The sequence below is a fragment of the Pedococcus sp. P2_E5 genome (assembly GCF_056403895.1).
The window spans coordinates 1-19,182 of sequence record NZ_JBFUEP010000009.1 but is presented as its reverse complement, the minus strand read 5'-3'; the positions used below and the strand labels follow the sequence as shown (position 1 = coordinate 19,182).

The following is a 19,182-nucleotide window of genomic DNA, read 5'->3' as shown; positions in this document are numbered from 1 at the left end:
CTTTCTCGCGCCAGTGTTGACGAGGGGTCGCGGGGTTGCCTGCGGCCTCCTCGTCCATCTTCCACCCCAAAGAGGCGCAGGTCACAACCGGAGGTGGCTACTGGCCAGTATGCGAAGCACGGGCAAACCGCGTCGGCTCACAGGCCGAGGCGGTGGCCGCCCGCGTAGACCGTCAGGCGCGGCGGGCGGGCGAACCCCACGAGCGTCAGGCCGGACTCAGTGGCCAGCTCGACTGCCAGCGACGAGGGAGCCGACACCGCGACCAGGGCCGGCACCCCGGCCATCACGGCCTTCTGCACCAGCTCGAAGCTGGCCCGCCCGCTGACGACCAGGACGTGCCCGGTCAGCGGCAGCAGCCCCTCGCGGCCGGCCCAGCCGACCACCTTGTCGACGGCGTTGTGCCGGCCGACGTCCTCGCGCACGACCAGGGGTTCGCCGTCGGCCGTGAAGATCCCGGCCGCGTGGAGGCCACCGGTCCGGTCGAAGACCTTCTGCCCGGTCCGCAACGTGTCGGGCAGGCTCGCGACCACGGCAGGTGACAGCCGCAGCGGGTCGTCGGCCACGGCATACGGGCTGGTCGCGGTGATGGCGTCGATGCTCGTCTTCCCGCAGACGCCGCAGGCGCTGCTCTGGTAGCCCGACCGGGCGGTGCGCCCCAGGTCGGGCACGACGTCCGGTGCCAGCGTCACGTCCACCACGTTGTAGGTGGGGGAGCCGGACTCGTCCTCGTCGAGGCAGTGCATCAGCTGGCGCACCTGGTCGGCCCTGCGCAGGACGCCCTCGGTGAGCAGGTTGCCCAGCGCGAGGTCGAAGTCGTCGCCCGGCGTGCGCATCGTGACGGTGACCGAGGTGCCGGCCACGCGGATCTCGAGGGGCTCCTCGACAGCGAGGGTGTCCGGCCGGGCCGTCGACCGGACCCCGTCCGAGGTCACCTCGACCCGGATCGCCGGCGTCCGCCTCGTCACCCGTCCCACCCGAGCAATGTATGTCGCGGGCCCGGGTCGATCACCGGCGGATAGGTTGGGAGACGTGAGCGACGCCCCCATCGACCAGTCCCCGTCCCCCGATGAGGTCCGCCTCTTCGGCGACACCGGTATGCCGTGGCGCCCCGTGTCGCCCAGGCTCGCGACCGCGCGGCTGCTCGTCCTGTCGGTGTTCCTCGTGCCCCCGCTGCTCGCCCTGCTGGCGCTCGCCGTGTTCGTCTGGACGTGGTTCTGGGTGGGGGCCGCGGTCGTCGCGGTCGCCCTCGCCGTGGGTGCGTGGCTGATCAGTCGCCAGGTCCCCGCGATCACCTGGGCCGAAGGTGCCGAGGAGCTGGTGGTCCGCCGAGGACGGATGTTCCGCACCCTGGTGAGCGTGCCCTACGGCCGGCTGCAGTTCGTCGACGTCCAGTCCGGCCCGCTCGGGCGGCGGTTCGACATGGCGACCGTCGAGCTGCACACCGCCTCGCCGCAGAGTGGCGGCCAGATCCCCGGGCTGCCGACGGCCGAGGCCGAGGCCCTCCGTGAGCGCCTCGCGGCCAGGGGCGAGTCCCAGCGGGCCGGCCTGTGAGCGCAGTCGAGCCGACGCCGGTCCCGGCGACGGAGCCGGCTCCCGAGACCGAGTGGCGGCACCTGCATCCCCTCTCACCCCTGCTCAAGGGCGGCATCGCGTTCGTCGCCGTGCTGGCCTACGTCGTGTCGCAGCAAGTGGACTCGTTCTTCGGTGCCCAACGCGACGACCCCACCCAGGGCCACCTGGGCTGGGCCGCGATCGCGGTCGTCGTCGTCCTTCTCGGCATCATCGCCGGTGCGTGGGTGTCCTGGCGGTTCTCCCGTTTCCGCGTCGCCGACACCCTCATCGAGCTGCGGACCGGCGTGGTCTACCGGCAGCACCGGCAGGTGCGGTTCGACCGGATCCAGGCCGTGGACCTCGGTCGGCCACTGCTGGCTCGGCTCACGGGACTGTCGGAGGTCGTGGTCCAGTCCGCCGGTGGCAAGGACTCTCACCTCAAGCTGTCGTTCCTCACCGACGCCCAGGCCCAGCAGGTCCGCGAGCAGCTGATGGCCCTCGCCGGGCGCAGCGACGAGGTCGTCGGATCCATGGCTGCTGCGCCGAGCGGGATGCCGGAGTGGGGCGGCACCCGGCTGTCGGACGAGGACTACGCCGACCTGCCTGCTCCGGAACCCGTGGGCCACCGCATTCTCGCGATCCCGAACTCGCGCATCCTGCAGTCCATCTTCTACAGCGGCCCCGGAGCCGTCATCCTGCTCGCGGTGCCCGCTCTCGTGGTCTCGGTGGCGCTCGGCGTGCCCGAGATGGTGGCCTGGCTCGGCCCGATGACCTTGGCCGTGGGCACGTCCCACCTCAAACGACTCACCCAGGAGTGCAACTTCGAGCTGCTCCACCAGGTCGACCGGCTGCGGATCCGGCACGGCCTCACCGACCTGCGGACGACCACGGTGCCGCTGCACCGCATCCAGGCGGTCGAGGCGCGCCAGCCGCTGCCGTGGCGGCTGACCGGCTGGTGGCGGATCCAGGTCAACGTCGCCGGTGCGGGTGCCGGCGACGACGTCACCCAGACGGTGCTGATGCCGGTGGGCAACCGCGAGGAAGCCCTTCAGGTCCTCGCTCTCGTGCACCCCGGCATACCTCGGGCCGCGGCTCTCGCCGCGCTGGAAGGGGAGGGCACGGCAGAGGGGTTCGTCACCGCGAGCCGGCGAGCCAGGGCCTTCGACCCCCTCGGCTGGCGACGACAGGGGTATGCCGTGGTGCCCGGAGGTCTGCTCACCCGCCGCGGCGCGTGGTACCGCGCCGCCCAGTTCGTGCCGCACGCGCGCATCCAGTCGCTCACGGTGGAGCAGGGCCCGGCGCAACGCCGTCGCGGCGTCGCCACGGTCAAGCTGCTGTCGACGGTCGGCCCGGTCTCACCGGTCGTCGCCCACCTCGACGAGCCCGAGGCGGTCCGACTGCTGGCCGAACAGGTGGTCCGCTCGGGCCACGCCCGCCAGCAGGCCCAGCTCCGCTGACCTAGCGCGCTTCGAAGCGGACCACGAGCGCCTTGGCCACCGGGGTGTTGGACCGCAGGGCGACGTGGTCGGCCGACATGAGGACGTTGGTCTCCGGGTAGTAGGCCGCAGCGCAGCCCTCGGCGGTGGGGTACGACACGAGCGTGAAGCCCTCGGCTCGGCGGTCGGTGCCCTCGAACTCGCTGACCACGTCGACGACCTGGCCCTGGTGGAACCCGAGCCGGTGCAGGTCGTCGGGGTTGACGAGGACCACACGCCGGTTGCCCGAGATGCCTCGGTAGCGGTCGGCGTGGCCGTAGATCGTGGTGTTGAACTGGTCGTGGCTGCGGATGGTCTGCAACAGCAGCCGTCCGTCGGGCACCTCGAGCGGCGGGACGCGGCCGGCGAGGAACTCGGCCTTGCCGCTCGGGGTGTCGAACTCGCGCAGGTCGCGCGGCTTGTGGGGGAGCAGGAACCCACCGGGGCGGCGGACCCTGGTGTTGTAGTCCTCGAAGTTCGGGACGACCCGGGAGATGTGCTCGCGGATGGAGTCGTTGTCCTGGGACAGCGCTGCCCAGTCGATGGAGCCGACCCCCGGCACGAGCCAGCGGGCGAGTCCGGCCACGATCGCGACCTCCGACCGGCACAGGTCGGACGGTGGGTCGAGCCGGCCCTGGGACAGGTGGACCTGGCCCTGCGAGTCCTCCACCGTGACCCCCTGGTCGCCGAGCGGGGTGGTGTCGCGGTCGGTCCGGCCCAGGCAGGGGAGGATCAGGGCCTCGGTGCCGGTGACTGTGTGCGACCGGTTGAGCTTGGTCGACACGTGGACCGTCAGGTCGCAGGAACGCAGTCCCTCGTGGACGACAGGCGTGTCGGGCGTGGCCATCGCGAAGTTGCCGCCCATGCCGAAGAACACGCGCACCGACTTGTCACGCAGCCGCTTGACCGTCGCGCTGGCGTCGACGCCGTGGTCCGTGGGCGGGGTGAAGCCGAACTCGGCTTCGAGGGCGTCCAGGAACGGCTGGGACATCTGCTCCCAGATGCCCATGGTCCGGTCGCCCTGGACGTTGGAGTGACCGCGGACGGGGCAGGGGCCGGCGCCGTCCTTGCCGAGGTTGCCCTGCAGGAGGAGGACGTTCACGATCTCCTGGATGGTCATCACGGCGTGCACGTGCTGGGTCAGGCCCATGGCCCAGCAGACGACGGTGGCCCTTGACTCGGTGAAACGCCTGGCCAGGGCCTCGATCTCGACGCGCGTGAGGCCGGTCGCGAGTTCCGTTGCGGTCCAGTCGATCTCGCGGACGGCGTCGGCGTAGGCGTCGTAGCCGGCGGTGTGCGCGTCGAGGAACTGGCGGTCCACGACCGTGCCCGGGGCGGCCTGCTCGGCGGCCAGGAGGAGGTGGCCCACCGCGCGGAACAGGGCGTGGTCGCCGCCGAGCCGGATCTGGAGGTAGTCGTCGGCGAGCGCCGTGCCCGGTCCGATCAGGCCGCGCGGTGTCTGGGGGTTCTTGAACCGGATGAGGCCGGCCTCGGGCAGCGGGTTGACCGCCACGATGACCGCGCCGTTCTCCTTGGCCCGCTCGAGGTGGGTGAGCATGCGCGGCGCGTTCGTGCCCGGGTTCTGGCCCGCGATCACGATCAGCTCGGCCCGCTCGAGCGACTCGAGCGTGACCGCACCCTTGCCGATGCCGATCTGCTCGGTCATCGCGGTGCCCGAGGACTCGTGGCACATGTTGGAGCAGTCCGGGAGGTTGTTGGTGCCGTAGGCGCGGACCATCAGCTGGTAGAGGAAGGCAGCCTCGTTGCTCGTGCGGCCCGAGGTGTAGAACACCGCGTCGTCCGGCGAGGGGAGTGCAGTGAGGTGCCGCGCGATGATGGCGAACGCGTCGTCCCACGACACCGGCGTGTAGTGGGAGGCGCCGGGCGCTCGGTGCATCGGCTCGGTGAGCCGGCCCTGCTGCCCCAACCACCACTCGCTCTGCCCGTCGAGCTCCTCGATGCCGTGGCGGGCGAAGAACTCGCGGTCGACGCGACGCTTCGTGGCCTCCCACGCCACCGCCTTGGCCCCGGACTCGCAGAACTCCGCGACGTGCCGGTCGCCCGCCTCGGGGTCGGGCCAGGCGCAGGACGGGCAGTCGAAGCCTTGCGTCTGGTTGAGGCGGCCGAAGACCCGCGCCGTCCGGGGCAGACCCATCTGCTCGACCCCGTGGCGGAACGAGTTGACGACCGCGGGCAGGCCGGCAGCCCATTGCTTGGGCGCGTGGGCGTCGACCACTCCCGTCGGATCGATGCTGCTCAGGGCCTCTGGAGCTGCTCCGGAAGGGCGGCTGGGGGAGTGCTGATCGGCCATATGACCGACCCTAGCCTTGTCCACGCGGTGGGAATGTGTGCGTATTCCGCCGACTCAGTTGAAAATCCCGGCTCAACCCGATGGACTTACCCGCAACTGACCGCCTCGAGGGATGGAGAAGGGTGTGACCACGCCAGCGCAGTCTGCGCTGCAAGCATCGGTGGGCCGACTCGGCCTGACCGCAGGACAGGTGATCCAGGAGTTCGGCTACGACTCCGACGTCGATGACGATTTCCGCTTCGCCATCGAGGATCACACCGGGACCGAGCTCGAGGACGAGGAGTACCAGGACGTCGCCGACGCCTCACTCATCTGGTGGCGACAGGACGACGGAGACCTCGTCGATGCCGTCGTCGATGCCCTGACCAACCTCGGCGAGGGTGGCTCGGTCGTCGTCCTCACGTTGAAGTCGGGTCGCCGCGGCCACGTCGAGGCGAGCGACATCGAGGAAGCCGCGACGACCGCGGGTCTGCACACCTCGGGCACCGTCAACGCCTGCGACGACTGGACTGCCACCAGGTTGGTCGCCCCCAAGACCGGTCGGCGTTGACGTCGCTGGCAGACTGCCGGGCATGACCTCACCCTTGGCCGTCGGGGCTGCGGCTCCGGACTTCACCCTCAGGGACCAGAACGGCCAGGAGTTCTCCTTGGCGCAGTTCCGCGGCGCCAAGAACGTCGTCCTGGTGTTCTACCCCTTCGCGTTCTCCGGCATCTGCACCGGTGAGCTGTGTGAGATCCGGGACGACCTCGGCGGCTTCGTCGCCGACGACGTGCAGGTGCTCGCGGTCTCCTGCGACCACATGTTCAGCCAGCGTGCCTGGGCCGACAAGGAGGGCTACTTCTTCCCCCTCCTGTCGGACTTCTGGCCGCACGGCGGGGTCGCGCAGAGCTACGGCGTGTTCAACGAGCAGGCCGGAGCGGCGGTGCGCGGCACCTTCCTGGTCGACAGCCACGGGGTGGTCCGGTGGTCCCTGGTCAACGAGATCGGCCAGGCGCGTGACTTCACCGGCTACCACTCGGCGCTGGCCGAGCTGCGCGGCTGACCAGCTCTCCGGGCCACACCACCCGACGACGCTGGGACGCACGAGGGCCGGTATGCCGCTCGCACGGCATACCGGCCCTCGCACCGTTCCTTGGTGGCTCCCGCCTCTGATGGCTCCCCGGGACTAGGGGGCCGGAGGCGTGATCTTGATCTGCGCCGACTGGTTGCCAGCCATGGCCTTGGTGACGGTCACCGTGGTGCCGTACCCGACACCGTCGTCGGCCGGGTTGCCCGAGCCGAGCGGGGTGGCGAGGCCGATGTCGAGGCCGTAGTACTGCGGCAGCGGGTTGCCGGCCGCGTCGACGACGCGGACGCTGTACGGCGCGTTGCCCTGTGACGGGACGACCGTGGAGGCGTCCGGGTCACGGTAGAAGATCCGGTTGCCACGGATCTCCATGCCCGGGTACCAGGTCGAGTCGTCGGTGAACGACGTGACCGCGGACTGCGCCGGGAAGGCGTTGCACGCCTCGCCGGTGAAGTCAGCCTTGGCCTGGCACTCGTTGAACGGGTAGGTCCCGAACAGGTTGAACGCTGCGTTGGACGACTGGGGTCGCGACGGCAGGTTGTGCAACGTGGTGGCGGGAACCTCGAGGCTCGCGTTCACGCCAGTACGACGCAACGGGTCGAAGTGGCTGTCCACGATGAGCAGACCACCCTTGGCGCCCTCACTCGGCAGGCTCGTGAGGTTGTTGAGGATGTGGTTGACGTTGCCGTACCCCGTGTCGCGGTACCAGACGAGGGCACCGGGCGCGTTGTACTTGATCTTCTCGACCTTCCACGCACCGTTGTCCCCGAGCTTCTGGTACGTCGTGTCGTAGGCGTACTGCAGGCCGGCGTCGAACCCGTCGAAGTTGCGCCACTCCACGAGGTAGTACTGCGCGTTCTGCGACGTGCCGGAGTCGAGCACCCAGCCGGCGCCGGTGGTGTCGACCCAGGTGCCCACGGCGGTGGTCCAGCCGTGGTTGGCCTCGGCGTCGTCGGACCACACGGTGGTGGCGCCGTTGGTGACGGAGAGGTCGTCGACGAACCAGCCCTTGTCCTCGAAGCCCGCGTCGGTCGCGTACACCAGGCGGACCTTGATGTTCTGGCCGGCGAAGGCGGTGAGGTTGGCGTAGTTGTGCGCCCAGCCATCGGTCGCACCCGTGAGGCCGTACTTCTTGCCGCCGTAGTCGGCCATGCGGCCGTTCGGGTCGGCGTAGCCGTCCGGGGTGGACACCGCGGTGCCCGCCTCGTCGTAGACCGTCTGCTCGGTCCACGTGGCGCCACCGTCGGTCGAGACCTCGACGAAGCCGAAGTCCCAGTCCTCCTCGATGGAGTAGTCGTTCCACATCCAGAAGCGGGCGTCCGTGGCACCGGCAGGCACCGAGACGTCGCGCGTCAGCGTGTTCTTCGCCCACGACTGGTCGGCGCTGGAGTACCACATGGTCGAGCCGGAGTGCGGCTCGGCGAGGGTGAGGGTCTTCGGCGGCAGGTTGATCTTGACGCCGTCAGCCGTGCCCTTGGGGGTGCGGCTGGTCTGGCCCACGAGGACCGTGCGGGGGTCGTCGCCGGGGTTGATCTGGACCGGGTCGGCCCAGCCCAGGACCCACTTGTCCCAGAGGCCCATGTGCGTCGGCATCGACTGGAAGATCGGGCCCGAGTGCGAGCCGGAGCTCATCAGGTCCCAGAAGTCGACGTCGGAGTCGCCGCCGCTGGCGGTGTCGTAGAGGTCCGGCAGACCGAGGTCGTGGCCGTACTCGTGCGAGAAGACACCGACACCGGAGTCCTCGGGCTGCACGATGTAGTTCGACAGCTTCAGGTTGGTGCCGGGCACGGGAGCGCCGCCGGCCACGGCCGAGGAGTGCGCCCAGATGGCGTACGGGCCCTGGGCGCCGCCGCCACCGGACTTGTCCTCACCTGCGTGGACGAGCACGACGTGGTCGATGACCCCGTCGGGCTCGAGCACGTTGCTGTCGCCGTCGACGTCGCCCTGGTCCTCGAGGTCGTAGTCGGCCCACGGGAAGTTGGGCTGGGCCTTGGCGAGGGCTGCCACTGCGTCGATCGGGAGCTGGCCGGGGCCCAGCGGGTTGTCCGGGTGACCCTGCATGTCCTGGATCGCGCCGTACTCCCACACGCCCGCGTCGTTCTGGTGGCACACGGTGGCGCCGTAGTACGCCTCCGAGTGGGCCACTGACACCCAGGGGGTGGCGGCACCGCTGACGGTGTAGGCGCCCTTGGACATCTCCTCGTACATGTTCTTCATCGTGTAGCCGGAGATGTCGAAGCCGGGCTGGCCGTCAGGACCGGTGAGGTCGGTGCGGACGCGCTGGGTGATGCCGGTCTTGGTGTAGAGCATCGCGTTGTAGTGCGCGGACGAGAAGTCCGGCATCCACATCGAGTTGTTGTCCAGCAGGCCCGCGCCAGCGGGGTTGGGGATGGTGTTGTGCGTGGGTCCGTTCTGCATGTTCCCGGGGACGCATCCCTCCGCGCCCCAGCCCTCCGGCACCATGGAGCCGGAGAAGTCGTCGTTCGCCTGGGTGTTGAACTCGACCAGGATCGTCAGGAGCTTGGCCACCTGCGTGCTCTTGGCCTGCTTGATGGCCTTGGGGCTCTTGCCCGTCCGGACCGACTCCGCCTCCAGCTTGGCCAGTTGGCGGGCCGCCTGGGGGTTTCCCTTGGCGTGCTTCTCGTCGTAGACCTTGGCCTTGGCCAGGGCGTCGAGCTGCTGCTTGTTCRCGGCCTTGCTCTTGCTGAGCGCGATGTCCTTGCCGACCGCCGCCTCCGCGCGGGGTGCGACCGTGTTCAGGAAGTAGTCGCCGGCGGGCGACGTTGCGGCTGGCGTGCCGGCCGGTGCGGGTGCTGCCACCGAGGCCGTGGAGCCGGCGGCGGCGAAGCCGGCGGCAACCAGGGCGACGGCAGGCACCACCGCAGTGGCCCGGAGCCGATGCCCCGTGATCCTGCGAGTCATGTGCGTCCCTTCGAGGGTTCGACCCGCGGTGTGCGGCCGCGGGCTGGCGGCCCCCGCGGTGGAGGCACGTTGGGCGGCATCTTGCTGTGGTTCTGCAGGCTTGGGAAGAAGCACCGGCTGGATTTCTCGGTTCTGGCAGGTAAATTCTTCGTCTGAAGCTGCTCAGACAGGACGATGTGTCGCGTTGGCCTGCGGTCGCGTTGCGACCTGTCCGTCGACCCGGACTCGACCCGGACTCGATCCGGACTCGACCGGGACTCGACCCGGACTCGACCCGGACTCGACCTGGCTCCGTGACCTGACAGAATGTCGACCGCAGTCAGCACGCGGCGCCCGCGCCAGCCGTGACGACGCGGGCCTGTAGCTCAGTTGGTAGAGCGCCACGTTTACACCGTGGATGTCGTCGGTTCGAGCCCGGCCGGGCCCACATGCACACCACCTTGGCTGACGTCGTCCGTGTGCTCGATGACCTCTACCCGCCCTCGACGGCGCAGTCGTGGGACCAGGTCGGACTGGTGGCCGGTGACCTCACCCAGCCGGTGCGACGGATCCACTTCGCGGTCGACCCCACGCTCGCGGTCATCGAGGAGGCGAGGGCCCTGGGCGCGGACCTCGTGGTGACGCACCACCCGCTCCTGCTGCGCGGCATACACAGCGTGGCCACGTCGGGCGCCAAGGGCGCCTCGGTCACGGCGCTCGTGGTCCATGACATCGCGCTGTACGTCGCCCACACCAACGCCGACGTCGCCTCGCCGGGTGTGAACGACGCCCTCGCCCAGGCATGCGGCCTCAGCGACGTCGAGCCCCTCGCGGTGGTCGAGGGGCAGGCCCTGGGGCGGGTGGGGCGCCTGGCCCAGCCCGTGTCCCTGGCCGAGTTCACCAGGTCCTTGTATGCCGCCCTGCCGCCCTCCGCGGGCGGGCTGCGGGTCGCCGGCCCGGCTGGTGCCCGGGTGGAGCGGGTCGCCGTGATGGGGGGCGCCGGCGACGACCTCTTCGACCAGGTCCGGGCGAGCGGAGCGGACGTCTACGTCACGGCCGACCTGCGGCACCACCCGGTCCTCGAGGCACGCGAGGAGTCCAGAGGGGGTCCGCCCTACCTCATCGACGCAGGTCACTGGGCCACCGAGTCGCTCTGGCTGGCCGGCGCCGCCGATCGGCTCAGGGGCGCGATTGCGGAGGGCGGCGACGGGGCCCCTAAGGTGGAGACCCACATCTCAACACTGCGCACCGACCCCTGGGACTTCGTGGTCGGAGCCGAATCGCCCGCTGGGCTTGGAGGTACGTCCTGAAAGCCGACCCGTCCCGTCAGTGGCGACTGCTCGACCTCCAGGCGATCGACACCCGTCTGGACCAGATCGCGCACGCCCGCAAGAACCTTCCCGAGCACGCCGTGCTGGCTGATCTCGAGACCAAGGCCGCGGGCCTCGACTCGTTGCTGGTGCGAGCCCGCACCGAGCTCGGCGACATCCAGCGCGAGATTGCCAAGGCCGAAGCCGACGTGCAGCTCGTCCGCGAGCGGGCGGCGCGCGACCAGGCCCGCCTGGACTCCGGCACGGGGTCGGCCAAGGACCTGCAGGCGATCCAGCACGAGCTCGCGTCCCTCGTCCGTCGCCAGTCCGAGCTCGAGGACGTCGAGATCGAGGTCATGGAGCGGGCCGAGGACGCCGAGTCCGCCGTCTCGCAGCTCGATGTCGAGCACACCACGCTCGCCGCGCAGCTCACGGCGGCCAGCGAGGCCAGGGATGCGGCCCTGGCCGACCTCGAGCTCGAGGCCACCAAGATCTCCGCCCCACGCGCCGACATCGTCGCCGGCGTCGGCGACGAGCTCGTCACGCTGTACGAGAAGGTCCGACTGCAGAGCGGTGGCCTCGCCGCGGCGCCACTGCGGCAACGGCGCTGTGGCGGCTGCCAGCTCGAGCTCAACAACGTCGAGATGAACCGCATCAAGGCCGCTCCGGACGACGAGGTGCTGCGGTGCGAGGAGTGCCGGCGCATCCTCGTGCGCACGGCCGAGTCCGGCCTCTGACCCGTGCCTGACCGACGCGCGCTCGTCATCGAGGCTGACGGCGGCTCCCGGGGCAACCCCGGGGTCGCCGGGTACGGCGCCCTGGTGCGCGACGCTGCCACGAGGCGGGTCCTGTGGGAGGGCGCAGCACCACTGGGCAAGGAGTCCAACAACGTCGCCGAGTACTCGGGCCTCATCGCCGGGCTGAAGGCGGTCCTGCGGATCGACCCGGGCGCGGACGTCGAGGCACGCATGGACTCCAAGCTCGTCGTCGAGCAGATGGCCGGACGCTGGAAGATCAAGCACCCGGACATGCGCATGCTCGCGCTCGAGGCCCGCGACCTGGCCGCCCAGATCAGCGCGGCAGGCGGGTCCGTGTCGTTCACCTGGATCCCTCGCGAGCAGAACAAGGACGCGGACGCCCTGTCCAACGACGGCATGGACGGCCGGACCATCGACCGCATGCTGGGGGAGAGCACGGGTGGGTCGACGGTCGACGAGACCGTCGACGAGGTGGTCGACGAGCTGATCGACCCCGAACCCGGTCCGGTTGCCACGGGGCCGTGGCAGGGCACACCGACCCGGATCGTGCTGGTCCGCCATGGCGTCACCGACTTCACCGTCGCCTCGCGCCTCGACGGCCGTGGCGGCGTCGACCCGTCGCTCAACACGGCAGGCCAGGCCCAGGCGGCAGCCGCTGGACGCGCGACCGCACACCTCCTCGGCGGGGCGCCGGCGCGGGTGGTCACGTCCTCGCTGGCCCGCGCGCGCCAGACCGGCGCAGCCGTGGCCGAGGCCATCGGGGTCACGCCGCTGGTCGACGAGGACTGGGACGAGCAGGACTTCGGCGACTGGGACGGCGCCAGCATCCCCGACCTGGTCCGCGACCACCCGGGCGAGCTGACCGCGATGCGCGAGGACCCGGCATACACCCGTCCCGGCGGGGAGTCGCACGACCAGCTGGCTGCGCGCGTCGTCGCCGCCTTCGACCGGGTGGTCGCCGCGGGCGGTACCACGGTGGTGGTCTGCCACCGCAAGCCGATCATGTGCGTGCTGGCCCACGTCCTGGGCATCCCGCACGACAAGGTGTGGCGCCTCGCCGCCGCGCCGGGCTCGTTGACCGCCCTGGAGGTCTGGCCCGACGGCAACGTCTCGGTCGCCTTCACCAACCGCACCTGAGGCCGCTGCCTTCGTCCCGGTGGTCCACGACGTGGGCCGCTCGTCTCGCCATGTGGCGTGAGTTCTAGGCTGGCGCCATGAGTGCTGAGTCCATCAACGCTGAGTCCCTCACGTACGCCGGCGACGTCGCCCCCGAGGATGCGTATGCCGCGCTGGCGGCTGAGGACGACGCCGTCCTCGTCGACGTGCGGACCACCGCGGAGTGGAGCTACGTCGGGGTGCCCGACCTGTCGCCGATCGGCAAGCGGGTGGTCTGTGTCGAGTGGCAGCGCTATCCGGACGGCGCCGTCAACGGCGACTTCGTCGAGCAGCTGCAGGATGCCGGGCTGCCCGACGGGGCGCCGATCTACTTCATCTGCCGCTCCGGAGTGCGCTCGATCGCCGCGGCGCAGGCCGCCACGAAGGCTGGTCTCGGGCCGGCCTACAACGTGCTCGAGGGTTTCGAGGGACCGCACGACGAGCACGGGCACCGTGCTGTCGCGGGCTGGAAGAACGCTGGCCTGCCGTGGCGGCAGGGGTGAGCGACGTGACGCCAGACCCGTTGCCACAGAGCGGATTTCGCCCTGACACCATCGCCGTGCGCGGTGGGCTGAACCGGAGCAACTTCGACGAGACCGCCGAGGCGCTCTACCTCACGTCCGGATTCGTCTACGAGAGCGCCGAGCAGGCGGAGGCAGCCTTCAAGGACGAGGTCGACCACTTCATCTACTCGCGCTACGGCAATCCCACGGTGACCATGTTCGAGCAGCGGCTGCGCGAGCTCGAGGGGGCGCAGGCCTGCTTCGCCACGGCCTCCGGGATGTCCGCGGTCTTCGTGGCGCTGGCCGCCCTGCTGGGCAACGGCGACCGCGTCGTGTCGTCGCGGGGGCTGTTCGGGTCGTGCTTCGTCATCCTCGACGAGATCCTGCCGCGCTGGGGCGTCGAGACGGTGTTCGTCGACGGACCCGACCTCGACCAGTGGCGTGAGGCCCTGTCCGAGCCGACCCAGGCCGTCTTCTTCGAGACCCCCAGCAACCCGATGCAGGAGCTGGTCGACATGCGTGCGGTCTCGGACCTGGCCCATGCGGCAGGCGCCCAGGTCGTGGTCGACAACGTCTTCGGCACGCCGGTGTTCTCCAAGCCTCTCGAGCACGGCGCCGACATCGTCGTCTACTCGGCCACCAAGCACATCGACGGTCAGGGCCGCACCCTCGGAGGGGCCGTCCTGGGGACCGCCGAGTTCATCGACGGGCCCGTCAAGAACCTGATGCGGCACACCGGCCCCTCGATGTCGCCGTTCAACGCCTGGGTGCTCGTCAAGGGCCTGGAGACCCTGTCCCTGCGGGTCGAGAAGCAGGCTGCCAACGCCCTTGCCGTGGCGGAGGCGCTCGAGGCCCATCCCAAGGTGACCACGGTCCTCTATCCCTGGCTGCCGTCGTTCCCGCAACACGACCTGGCCCGTCGGCAGATGCTGGGCGGAGGGACCGTGGTGACCTTCGAGCTCGACGGCGGCAAGGCCGAGGCGTTCGCCCTGCTGAACGCACTGCGCGTCATCGACATCAGCAACAACCTGGGTGACGCGAAGTCGATGGTCACGCACCCGGCCACCACCACCCACCGCCGACTGACGCCCGAGGCCCGCGCCGCGGTCGGGATCACCGACGGCACGGTGCGCATCTCGGTCGGGCTCGAGGACGTCCAGGACGTGATCGAGGACCTCATCCGTGGGATGGGCTGAGCGCTAGAGGCCCCGGAAGTGAGGTTCGAGCTGCGGCCACGTCGCCTCGAACCTCGCCAGGGCGCGGTCCCGGGCGGTGGTCTCCACGTCGAACAGCAGCACGTAGGCGGCGATCCTGGCCGGGTCGCGCTCGTCGGCGGCCAGCCCGCGGAGCAGCCCGATGCTGACCACGGCGTCGTGGTGCTCGCCCAGGACCTCCTGCACTGTCTTGGCTTCCGCGGCCCCCGCCACGATGCGCGACCCGCACGAGGCGCCGAGCGCGTCGCTGGCGTAGCGCAGCCGGCGCAGCGACTTGCGCACCTCGTGGAGTGACTCGTCGCGCAGGTGCTCGTCCGCGGCGGTCAGGTATGCCGCGTGGCGTCGCTGCGTGCGGCGCCACACCTGCCGCACGGCGCGACGCAGTTCCCGTCGCCGAGGTCGGGGGGTCGCCGCCGCGCCGGCCGCCGCGAGGGCCGGCGACAGTGCGGCGAACCGAGATGAGTCCAGGGCGGTGCGCAGGTCGGTCGTCGCCCGCGCCAGTGCCTCGGTCAGCGCCTGCTCGACCGTGGCAGGCACCTCGTGCGCCGCAGGCAGCCTCGTCGCGAGGACCTCGGCGTCCCGGAACGCCCCGAGCTCGGCACTGAGCCAGGACAGCTCACGGCCCATGCTGACGCCGTCGGGGATCTCCAGGACGTCCCCGAACGACGTCAGGCACGCGGAGGCGCGCCGGGCGGTGGTCCGCATCTGGTGTGCGGCGTCGGGCGTCCCGGCGACGACGGTCGGGACCAGCTCGTCGAGCCGAGCCGCGAGGTCGCGCAGGTACCGTCCGACATCGCGACCTGCCCGCGGGTTCATGGCCCAGTTCTACCGGACGAGTCCCCGAAATCCTGTTGAACCCCAAGGAGAGGCCATCGGCGGCTGCACGCGTCAGCGCGCGAGCACGAGAGCTCCCAGGGCCAACCCGGCCGACCCGACCGCGCAGAGCAGGCCTTGCGCCGCAAGGGACTTCACCGAGATGTGTATGCCGCGTGCCCGGCACCGCTGGGCCCAGAGCAGGGTGGCGAGGGATGCCCAGGGGGTGACCAACGGTGCGACGTTCACGCCGATCAGGAGCGCCATCAAGCGGGCTGGCACGTCCGAGGTCACCGACTCGAGGGCGATGTAGGCAGGCAGGTTGTTGACCACGTTCGCGGCCAGTGCGCCCACGCCGGCGACGCGGGCAAGGTCGCCGGCGGTCGTGCCGTGACCGGCGAGGGACGCCAGGGCGGGTTGGAGCCCCAGCTGGAGCGCCGCGTCGATGACGACGAACAGCGCGGCGACGGCCAGGGCCATCTTCCACGGGACGGAGACCTGGCGGACCAGGTCGCGGTTGCGAGCCCCCGCGGCGGCGACGAGCACCACCGCAGCGCAGGACGCCACCCAGGCGGGGGACAGGCCGATGGCGAAGAGCGGTCCGACCGCCACGCAGACAGCGGCAGCCACGCGCAGCAGCACCTGGTCGTGCGGATCCGGGGGCGCGTCAGGCAGGTAGCGCCCGCTCAGCTCGCGGCGGTGCAGGGCGTAGAGCACGGCGACGGTGCCGAGCACTGCCGCCACGGCGGGGAGGACGGCCAGCCGCACATATCCCGTGTGGCCCACCCCCAGCAGCGCGAAGTGGTGCAGGGCCAGCAGGTTGGTGAGGTTGGAGACCGGGAGCAAGAGGCTGGCGGTGTTGGCGATCCACAACGTCGTCAGCGCGAACGGGATGGGGGAGATCTTCAGCTGTGCGGCAATGGCCAGGCCCACCGGGGTGAGCAGGACGGCTGTCGTGTCGAGGCTCAGCACGACGGTGCAGGCGACCGCGACGAGCACGAACAACAGCCACAGCACAGGGGTGCGATGGCGACCGGCACGTGAGGCCCAGTGACCTGCGACGTCGAAAACCCCCGCCGCGTCGGCGATCTCGGCCACGACGGTGATCGCGACGAAGAAGATGAGCACGGGCAGCACCCGCGCGAGGACGTCGCCGAGCTCTGTGACGTTCACTGCCGCTGCGCCGCGGTCACGGGCGGGCAGTGGCGTCGATGATCCAGGGTCGGCCGGCCTTCGTCGGCTCCTCCACCGTCACGGCGAAGGCGTCGCCGAGCACGTCGGCGAGCTGAGGCACCCGACGGACGTCACGACCGATGCGGCACAGCTCGCGCGCGACGAGCCCGCGAGTGTGCTTGGCCATGTGGGTGGCCCCGGGCACGCGCACCTGCACCCAGCGTTCGGCGAGGTCGCCCTGGGGAGCCCACGCCGCGGCATACGTGCTGGAGCGGCAGTCGACCACGACACCCCTGCCGGCGGCCTCCGGGAGCACGCGGGTGAGGTCGGGCTTCCACGCGCTGGCGAGGGGACCCACGCCGGGCAGGTTCACGGCCATGGACAGGCGGTAGGGGGCGATGGCGTCGGTGGGGCGCACCGCGCCGTAGAGCGCCGAGACGACGACGAGCCAGCGGTTGGCCCGGCGTTTGGCGGCGCTGTCGAGGGACGCGTAGTCGAGCGCGTCGTAGAGGACCCCCGAGTAGACCCGCGAGGCAGGCATCGCCGGCGCCGTGTGGAGCACGAGGTTGCGGGCGATCTCGGTCGTGAGGTTGGGGCTGACGCCGAGCGTGGCAGCCGCGTCGGGGTGTGCGCTGACCATGGCGACGGCTTCGGCGACGGACTGGCGGGTCGCGGCGAGCTCGGGGAAGGAAAGGTGCTCGGCGACGACCGACCGTCCGCGGGTGCGGCCCGTCTTCGACTCCGACGGGGGCAGCAGGATCAGCACGGGCCCAGCCTAGGTGGCGAGGTCAGTCGGTCCGGTGAGGGTCACCCGCGCAGGCGTCTGGATAGGTTGGCTCCATGCCCACGCGCAGCATTCACGTCCAGCAGCCCAAGGCCGGCAAGGCCGTCGCGCAGTCCGCAGAGCTGGTCGCCCGGTTCGACGCGATCCGCGCCGAGCTCAGCGTGCCCGAGGCGTTCCCCCCGGAGGTGGAGTCCGAGGCCACCGCCTCTGCTGCCTCGCCTGCGCTGCCGGAGCGCGACGAGACGGCGGTCGCCTTCCTCACCATCGACCCGCCCGGGTCGATGGACCTCGACCAGGCCTTGCACATCGAGCGCGACGGTGACGGCTACCGCGTGAGGTATGCCATCGCGGACGTGCCGGCCTTCGTCTCGGCGGGTGGGGCCGTTGACGCCGAGACCCGCAGGCGCGGCCAGACGGTGTATGCGCCGGACAAGCGAACTCCGTTGCACCCGACCGTGTTGAGCGAGGGTGCCGCCAGTCTGCTGGCGGGGCAGACCCGTCCGGCGTTCGTCTGGGACATGCGTCTCGACGCCGGCGCGGAAGGCACCGCCGTCGAGGTCTACCGGGCCATGGTGAGGAGCACGGACCGTCTCGACTACGGGGGCGTGCAGAAGTCCATCGACGACGGGTCAGCGGACGAGCGCCTGCTGCTGCTCAAGGAGGTCGGGCTCAAGCGGATCGAGTTCGAGCGCCGCCGCGGGGGAGCGAGCCTGCCCATGCCCGAGCAGGAGGTCAACGAGGACGACCAGGGGCACTACCGGCTCTACTTCCGCCCGCCGCTGGAGGTCGAGGACTGGAACGCCCAGATCTCGCTGATGACCGGAATGGCGGCCGCGGAGCTGATGATGAAGGCCAAGGTCGGCATCCTGCGCACCATGCCCGCGCCCGACCCGAACGCCGTGGGTCGGTTCCGCCACGCGAGCCGGGCCCTGGGGATCGAGTGGCAGGAGGGGACGCCGTACGGCGAGTTCCTGCGCACCCTCGACCGCACCAACCCCAAGCACCTGGCCCTGATCCACGAGGCGACCTCCCTGTTCCGCGGCGCCGGCTACACGCCCTTCGACGGCGCCGTGCCGGAGCAGTCCGGCCACGCCGCGGTGGCCGCTCCCTACGCCCACGTCACGGCACCGCTGCGTCGCCTGGTGGACCGGTTCGGGCTGGCCATCTGCGAGGCGCTGAGCGCCGGCGAGGAGGTGCCCCAGTGGGCGCGCGAAGCGCTGCCGTCGCTGCCCGAGATCATGGCTGCGTCCGACAAGGTCGCCAACGGTGTCGAGCGAGCGTGCGCGGACGCCGTCGAAGCCGCCGCCCTGGAGGACCGCGTGGGAGAGGTCTTCGACGCGATGGTCGTCGACAAGCGCGAGAAGGGTGGCGCGGTCGTGCAGATCCAGGATCCCGCCGTCCTCGCCAACGCCGAGGGCCAGAACCAGCTCGGCACCTGGGTGAAGGTCAAGCTCACCGAGGCCACCGTCGCGACCGGCACGGTCCGCTTCGAGATCGTCCACTAGCCGCCCCCTCTCGCGCCTGTTGGAAGCGTTGCTTCCGGATATCCGGAAGGAACGGCACCGAATCGACGGATCCCGTCCACCGCCCGCGGCGCGGCCCAGCCTTGTCCACCGCGGTGTGGCCGTGGCTGGGCGCAAGACGGCCGACGTCCAACGCTGGGGCGATGGCTTCGACATCGCGCAGAGAGCTCCGTCTGGAGGCGGTCGCGGCGGGGGATCGGCACGACGGCGTCCTCACCCGCACCGCCCTGCTGACACTCGGGGTCACCCGGCAAGCGACCAGCCGCGAAGTGGTCGCGGGGCGCTGGCGGGCGCACGGCCGGCATACCGTCGCGCTCCACACGGGCGACCTGTCCGAGGCGGCGCAGAGGTGGCGTGCCGTGTGGGAGGTCGGCGCCGGGGCGGCCCTGGACGGTGTCTCGGCGCTCCAGGCCGCCGGGCTCGCGGGATTCCACACCGATGTCATCCACGTGTCGGTGCCCGCAACCCACCGACCACCGCACGTGCCTGGGGTGCGCGTGCACGTGGTCTGTGCACGCGACGAGGGCGACGTCGTGGCAGCAGGTGTTCCGCGGACGAGGCCCGCGATCGCCGCGATCCGYGGGGCGCACTGGGCGGTGTCCGACCGGCAGGCGGCGCTGATCGTGTGCATGGCCGCTCAGCAG

Annotated in this window: 16 protein-coding genes, 1 tRNA gene and 1 pseudogene; 12 read left to right on the top strand and 6 right to left on the bottom strand. The window is 71.0% G+C overall.

Annotation, left to right across the window (positions count from 1 at the left end):
* Window positions 1–137: 137 nt before the first annotated feature.
* Window positions 138–974, bottom strand: coding sequence for a formate dehydrogenase accessory sulfurtransferase FdhD (gene fdhD, locus AC1DVZ_RS04425; protein ID WP_477616965.1), 837 nt, complete (start codon window positions 972–974; stop codon window positions 138–140).
* Between the two features lie 55 nt (window positions 975–1,029).
* Here fdhD and AC1DVZ_RS04420 point away from each other — a divergent pair, with 55 nt between their 5' ends.
* Together AC1DVZ_RS04420 and AC1DVZ_RS04415 are read left to right on the top strand one after the other, a co-directional pair.
* The gene (locus AC1DVZ_RS04420; protein ID WP_477616964.1) at window positions 1,030–1,551 is read left to right on the top strand and encodes a PH domain-containing protein; all 522 of its coding nucleotides are present in this window, start codon (window positions 1,030–1,032) and stop codon (window positions 1,549–1,551) included.
* A complete protein-coding gene (locus tag AC1DVZ_RS04415) occupies window positions 1,548–3,008 on the top strand; it encodes a PH domain-containing protein (protein WP_477616963.1) in 1,461 nt (486 codons plus the stop codon). Before AC1DVZ_RS04420 ends, AC1DVZ_RS04415 begins: the two co-directional genes overlap by 4 nt.
* 1 nt (window position 3,009) lies before the next feature.
* On the opposite strand, the gene AC1DVZ_RS04410 is transcribed toward AC1DVZ_RS04415, so the two are convergent.
* The gene (locus AC1DVZ_RS04410; protein ID WP_477616962.1) at window positions 3,010–5,337 is read right to left on the bottom strand and encodes an FdhF/YdeP family oxidoreductase; all 2,328 of its coding nucleotides are present in this window, start codon (window positions 5,335–5,337) and stop codon (window positions 3,010–3,012) included.
* 124 nt (window positions 5,338–5,461) lie between these two features.
* Here AC1DVZ_RS04410 and AC1DVZ_RS04405 point away from each other — a divergent pair, with 124 nt between their 5' ends.
* On the top strand, window positions 5,462–5,887 hold the full coding sequence (locus AC1DVZ_RS04405) for a DUF3052 domain-containing protein (RefSeq protein WP_477616961.1): 426 nt from the start codon (window positions 5,462–5,464) through the stop codon (window positions 5,885–5,887).
* Window positions 5,888–5,909: 22 nt separating this feature from the next.
* On the top strand, window positions 5,910–6,380 hold the full coding sequence (locus tag AC1DVZ_RS04400; protein WP_477616960.1) for a peroxiredoxin: 471 nt from the start codon (window positions 5,910–5,912) through the stop codon (window positions 6,378–6,380).
* Window positions 6,381–6,503: 123 nt separating this feature from the next.
* On the opposite strand, the gene AC1DVZ_RS04395 is transcribed toward AC1DVZ_RS04400, so the two are convergent.
* Complete coding sequence (locus tag AC1DVZ_RS04395; RefSeq protein ID WP_477616959.1) at window positions 6,504–9,326, bottom strand: immune inhibitor A domain-containing protein; 2,823 nt, start codon at window positions 9,324–9,326, stop codon at window positions 6,504–6,506.
* 354 nt (window positions 9,327–9,680) lie between these two features.
* Between AC1DVZ_RS04395 and AC1DVZ_RS04390 the strand changes: the two genes are divergently transcribed.
* The 6 genes from AC1DVZ_RS04390 (at window position 9,681) to AC1DVZ_RS04365 (ending at window position 14,227) form a co-directional block, all read left to right on the top strand.
* A tRNA-Val gene (locus tag AC1DVZ_RS04390) sits at window positions 9,681–9,753 on the top strand.
* Between the two features lie 13 nt (window positions 9,754–9,766).
* Complete coding sequence (locus tag AC1DVZ_RS04385; RefSeq protein ID WP_477616958.1) at window positions 9,767–10,615, top strand: Nif3-like dinuclear metal center hexameric protein; 849 nt, start codon at window positions 9,767–9,769, stop codon at window positions 10,613–10,615.
* Entirely contained in the window at window positions 10,561–11,352 is a 792-nt protein-coding gene (locus tag AC1DVZ_RS04380) for a zinc ribbon domain-containing protein (RefSeq protein WP_477617029.1), read from the top strand. The genes AC1DVZ_RS04385 and AC1DVZ_RS04380 overlap by 55 nt, the downstream gene beginning before the upstream one ends.
* Window positions 11,353–11,355: 3 nt before the next feature.
* A complete protein-coding gene (locus tag AC1DVZ_RS04375; RefSeq protein ID WP_477616957.1) occupies window positions 11,356–12,510 on the top strand; it encodes a bifunctional RNase H/acid phosphatase in 1,155 nt (384 codons plus the stop codon).
* Between the two features lie 77 nt (window positions 12,511–12,587).
* Entirely contained in the window at window positions 12,588–13,031 is a 444-nt protein-coding gene (locus AC1DVZ_RS04370; RefSeq protein ID WP_477616956.1) for a rhodanese-like domain-containing protein, read from the top strand.
* On the top strand, window positions 13,028–14,227 hold the full coding sequence (locus AC1DVZ_RS04365) for an O-succinylhomoserine sulfhydrylase (RefSeq protein ID WP_477616955.1): 1,200 nt from the start codon (window positions 13,028–13,030) through the stop codon (window positions 14,225–14,227). The genes AC1DVZ_RS04370 and AC1DVZ_RS04365 overlap by 4 nt, the downstream gene beginning before the upstream one ends.
* Before the next feature lie 3 nt (window positions 14,228–14,230).
* On the opposite strand, the gene AC1DVZ_RS04360 is transcribed toward AC1DVZ_RS04365, so the two are convergent.
* From AC1DVZ_RS04360 to AC1DVZ_RS04350, 3 genes are all read right to left on the bottom strand, one after another.
* Window positions 14,231–15,061 carry a CHAD domain-containing protein gene (locus AC1DVZ_RS04360; RefSeq protein WP_477616954.1) on the bottom strand — a complete coding sequence of 277 codons (831 nt, stop codon included), beginning with the start codon at window positions 15,059–15,061 and terminating at the stop codon, window positions 14,231–14,233.
* Between the two features lie 72 nt (window positions 15,062–15,133).
* Complete coding sequence (locus AC1DVZ_RS04355) at window positions 15,134–16,231, bottom strand: SLC13 family permease (RefSeq protein ID WP_477616953.1); 1,098 nt, start codon at window positions 16,229–16,231, stop codon at window positions 15,134–15,136.
* A gap of 16 nt (window positions 16,232–16,247) precedes the next feature.
* Complete coding sequence (locus AC1DVZ_RS04350) at window positions 16,248–16,997, bottom strand: YaaA family protein (protein WP_477616952.1); 750 nt, start codon at window positions 16,995–16,997, stop codon at window positions 16,248–16,250.
* A gap of 74 nt (window positions 16,998–17,071) precedes the next feature.
* Between AC1DVZ_RS04350 and AC1DVZ_RS04345 the strand changes: the two genes are divergently transcribed.
* Window positions 17,072–18,520, top strand: coding sequence for an RNB domain-containing ribonuclease (locus tag AC1DVZ_RS04345; RefSeq protein WP_477616951.1), 1,449 nt, complete (start codon window positions 17,072–17,074; stop codon window positions 18,518–18,520).
* Between the two features lie 161 nt (window positions 18,521–18,681).
* A pseudogene (locus tag AC1DVZ_RS04340) lies at window positions 18,682–19,182 on the top strand (hypothetical protein); the annotation flags it as partial.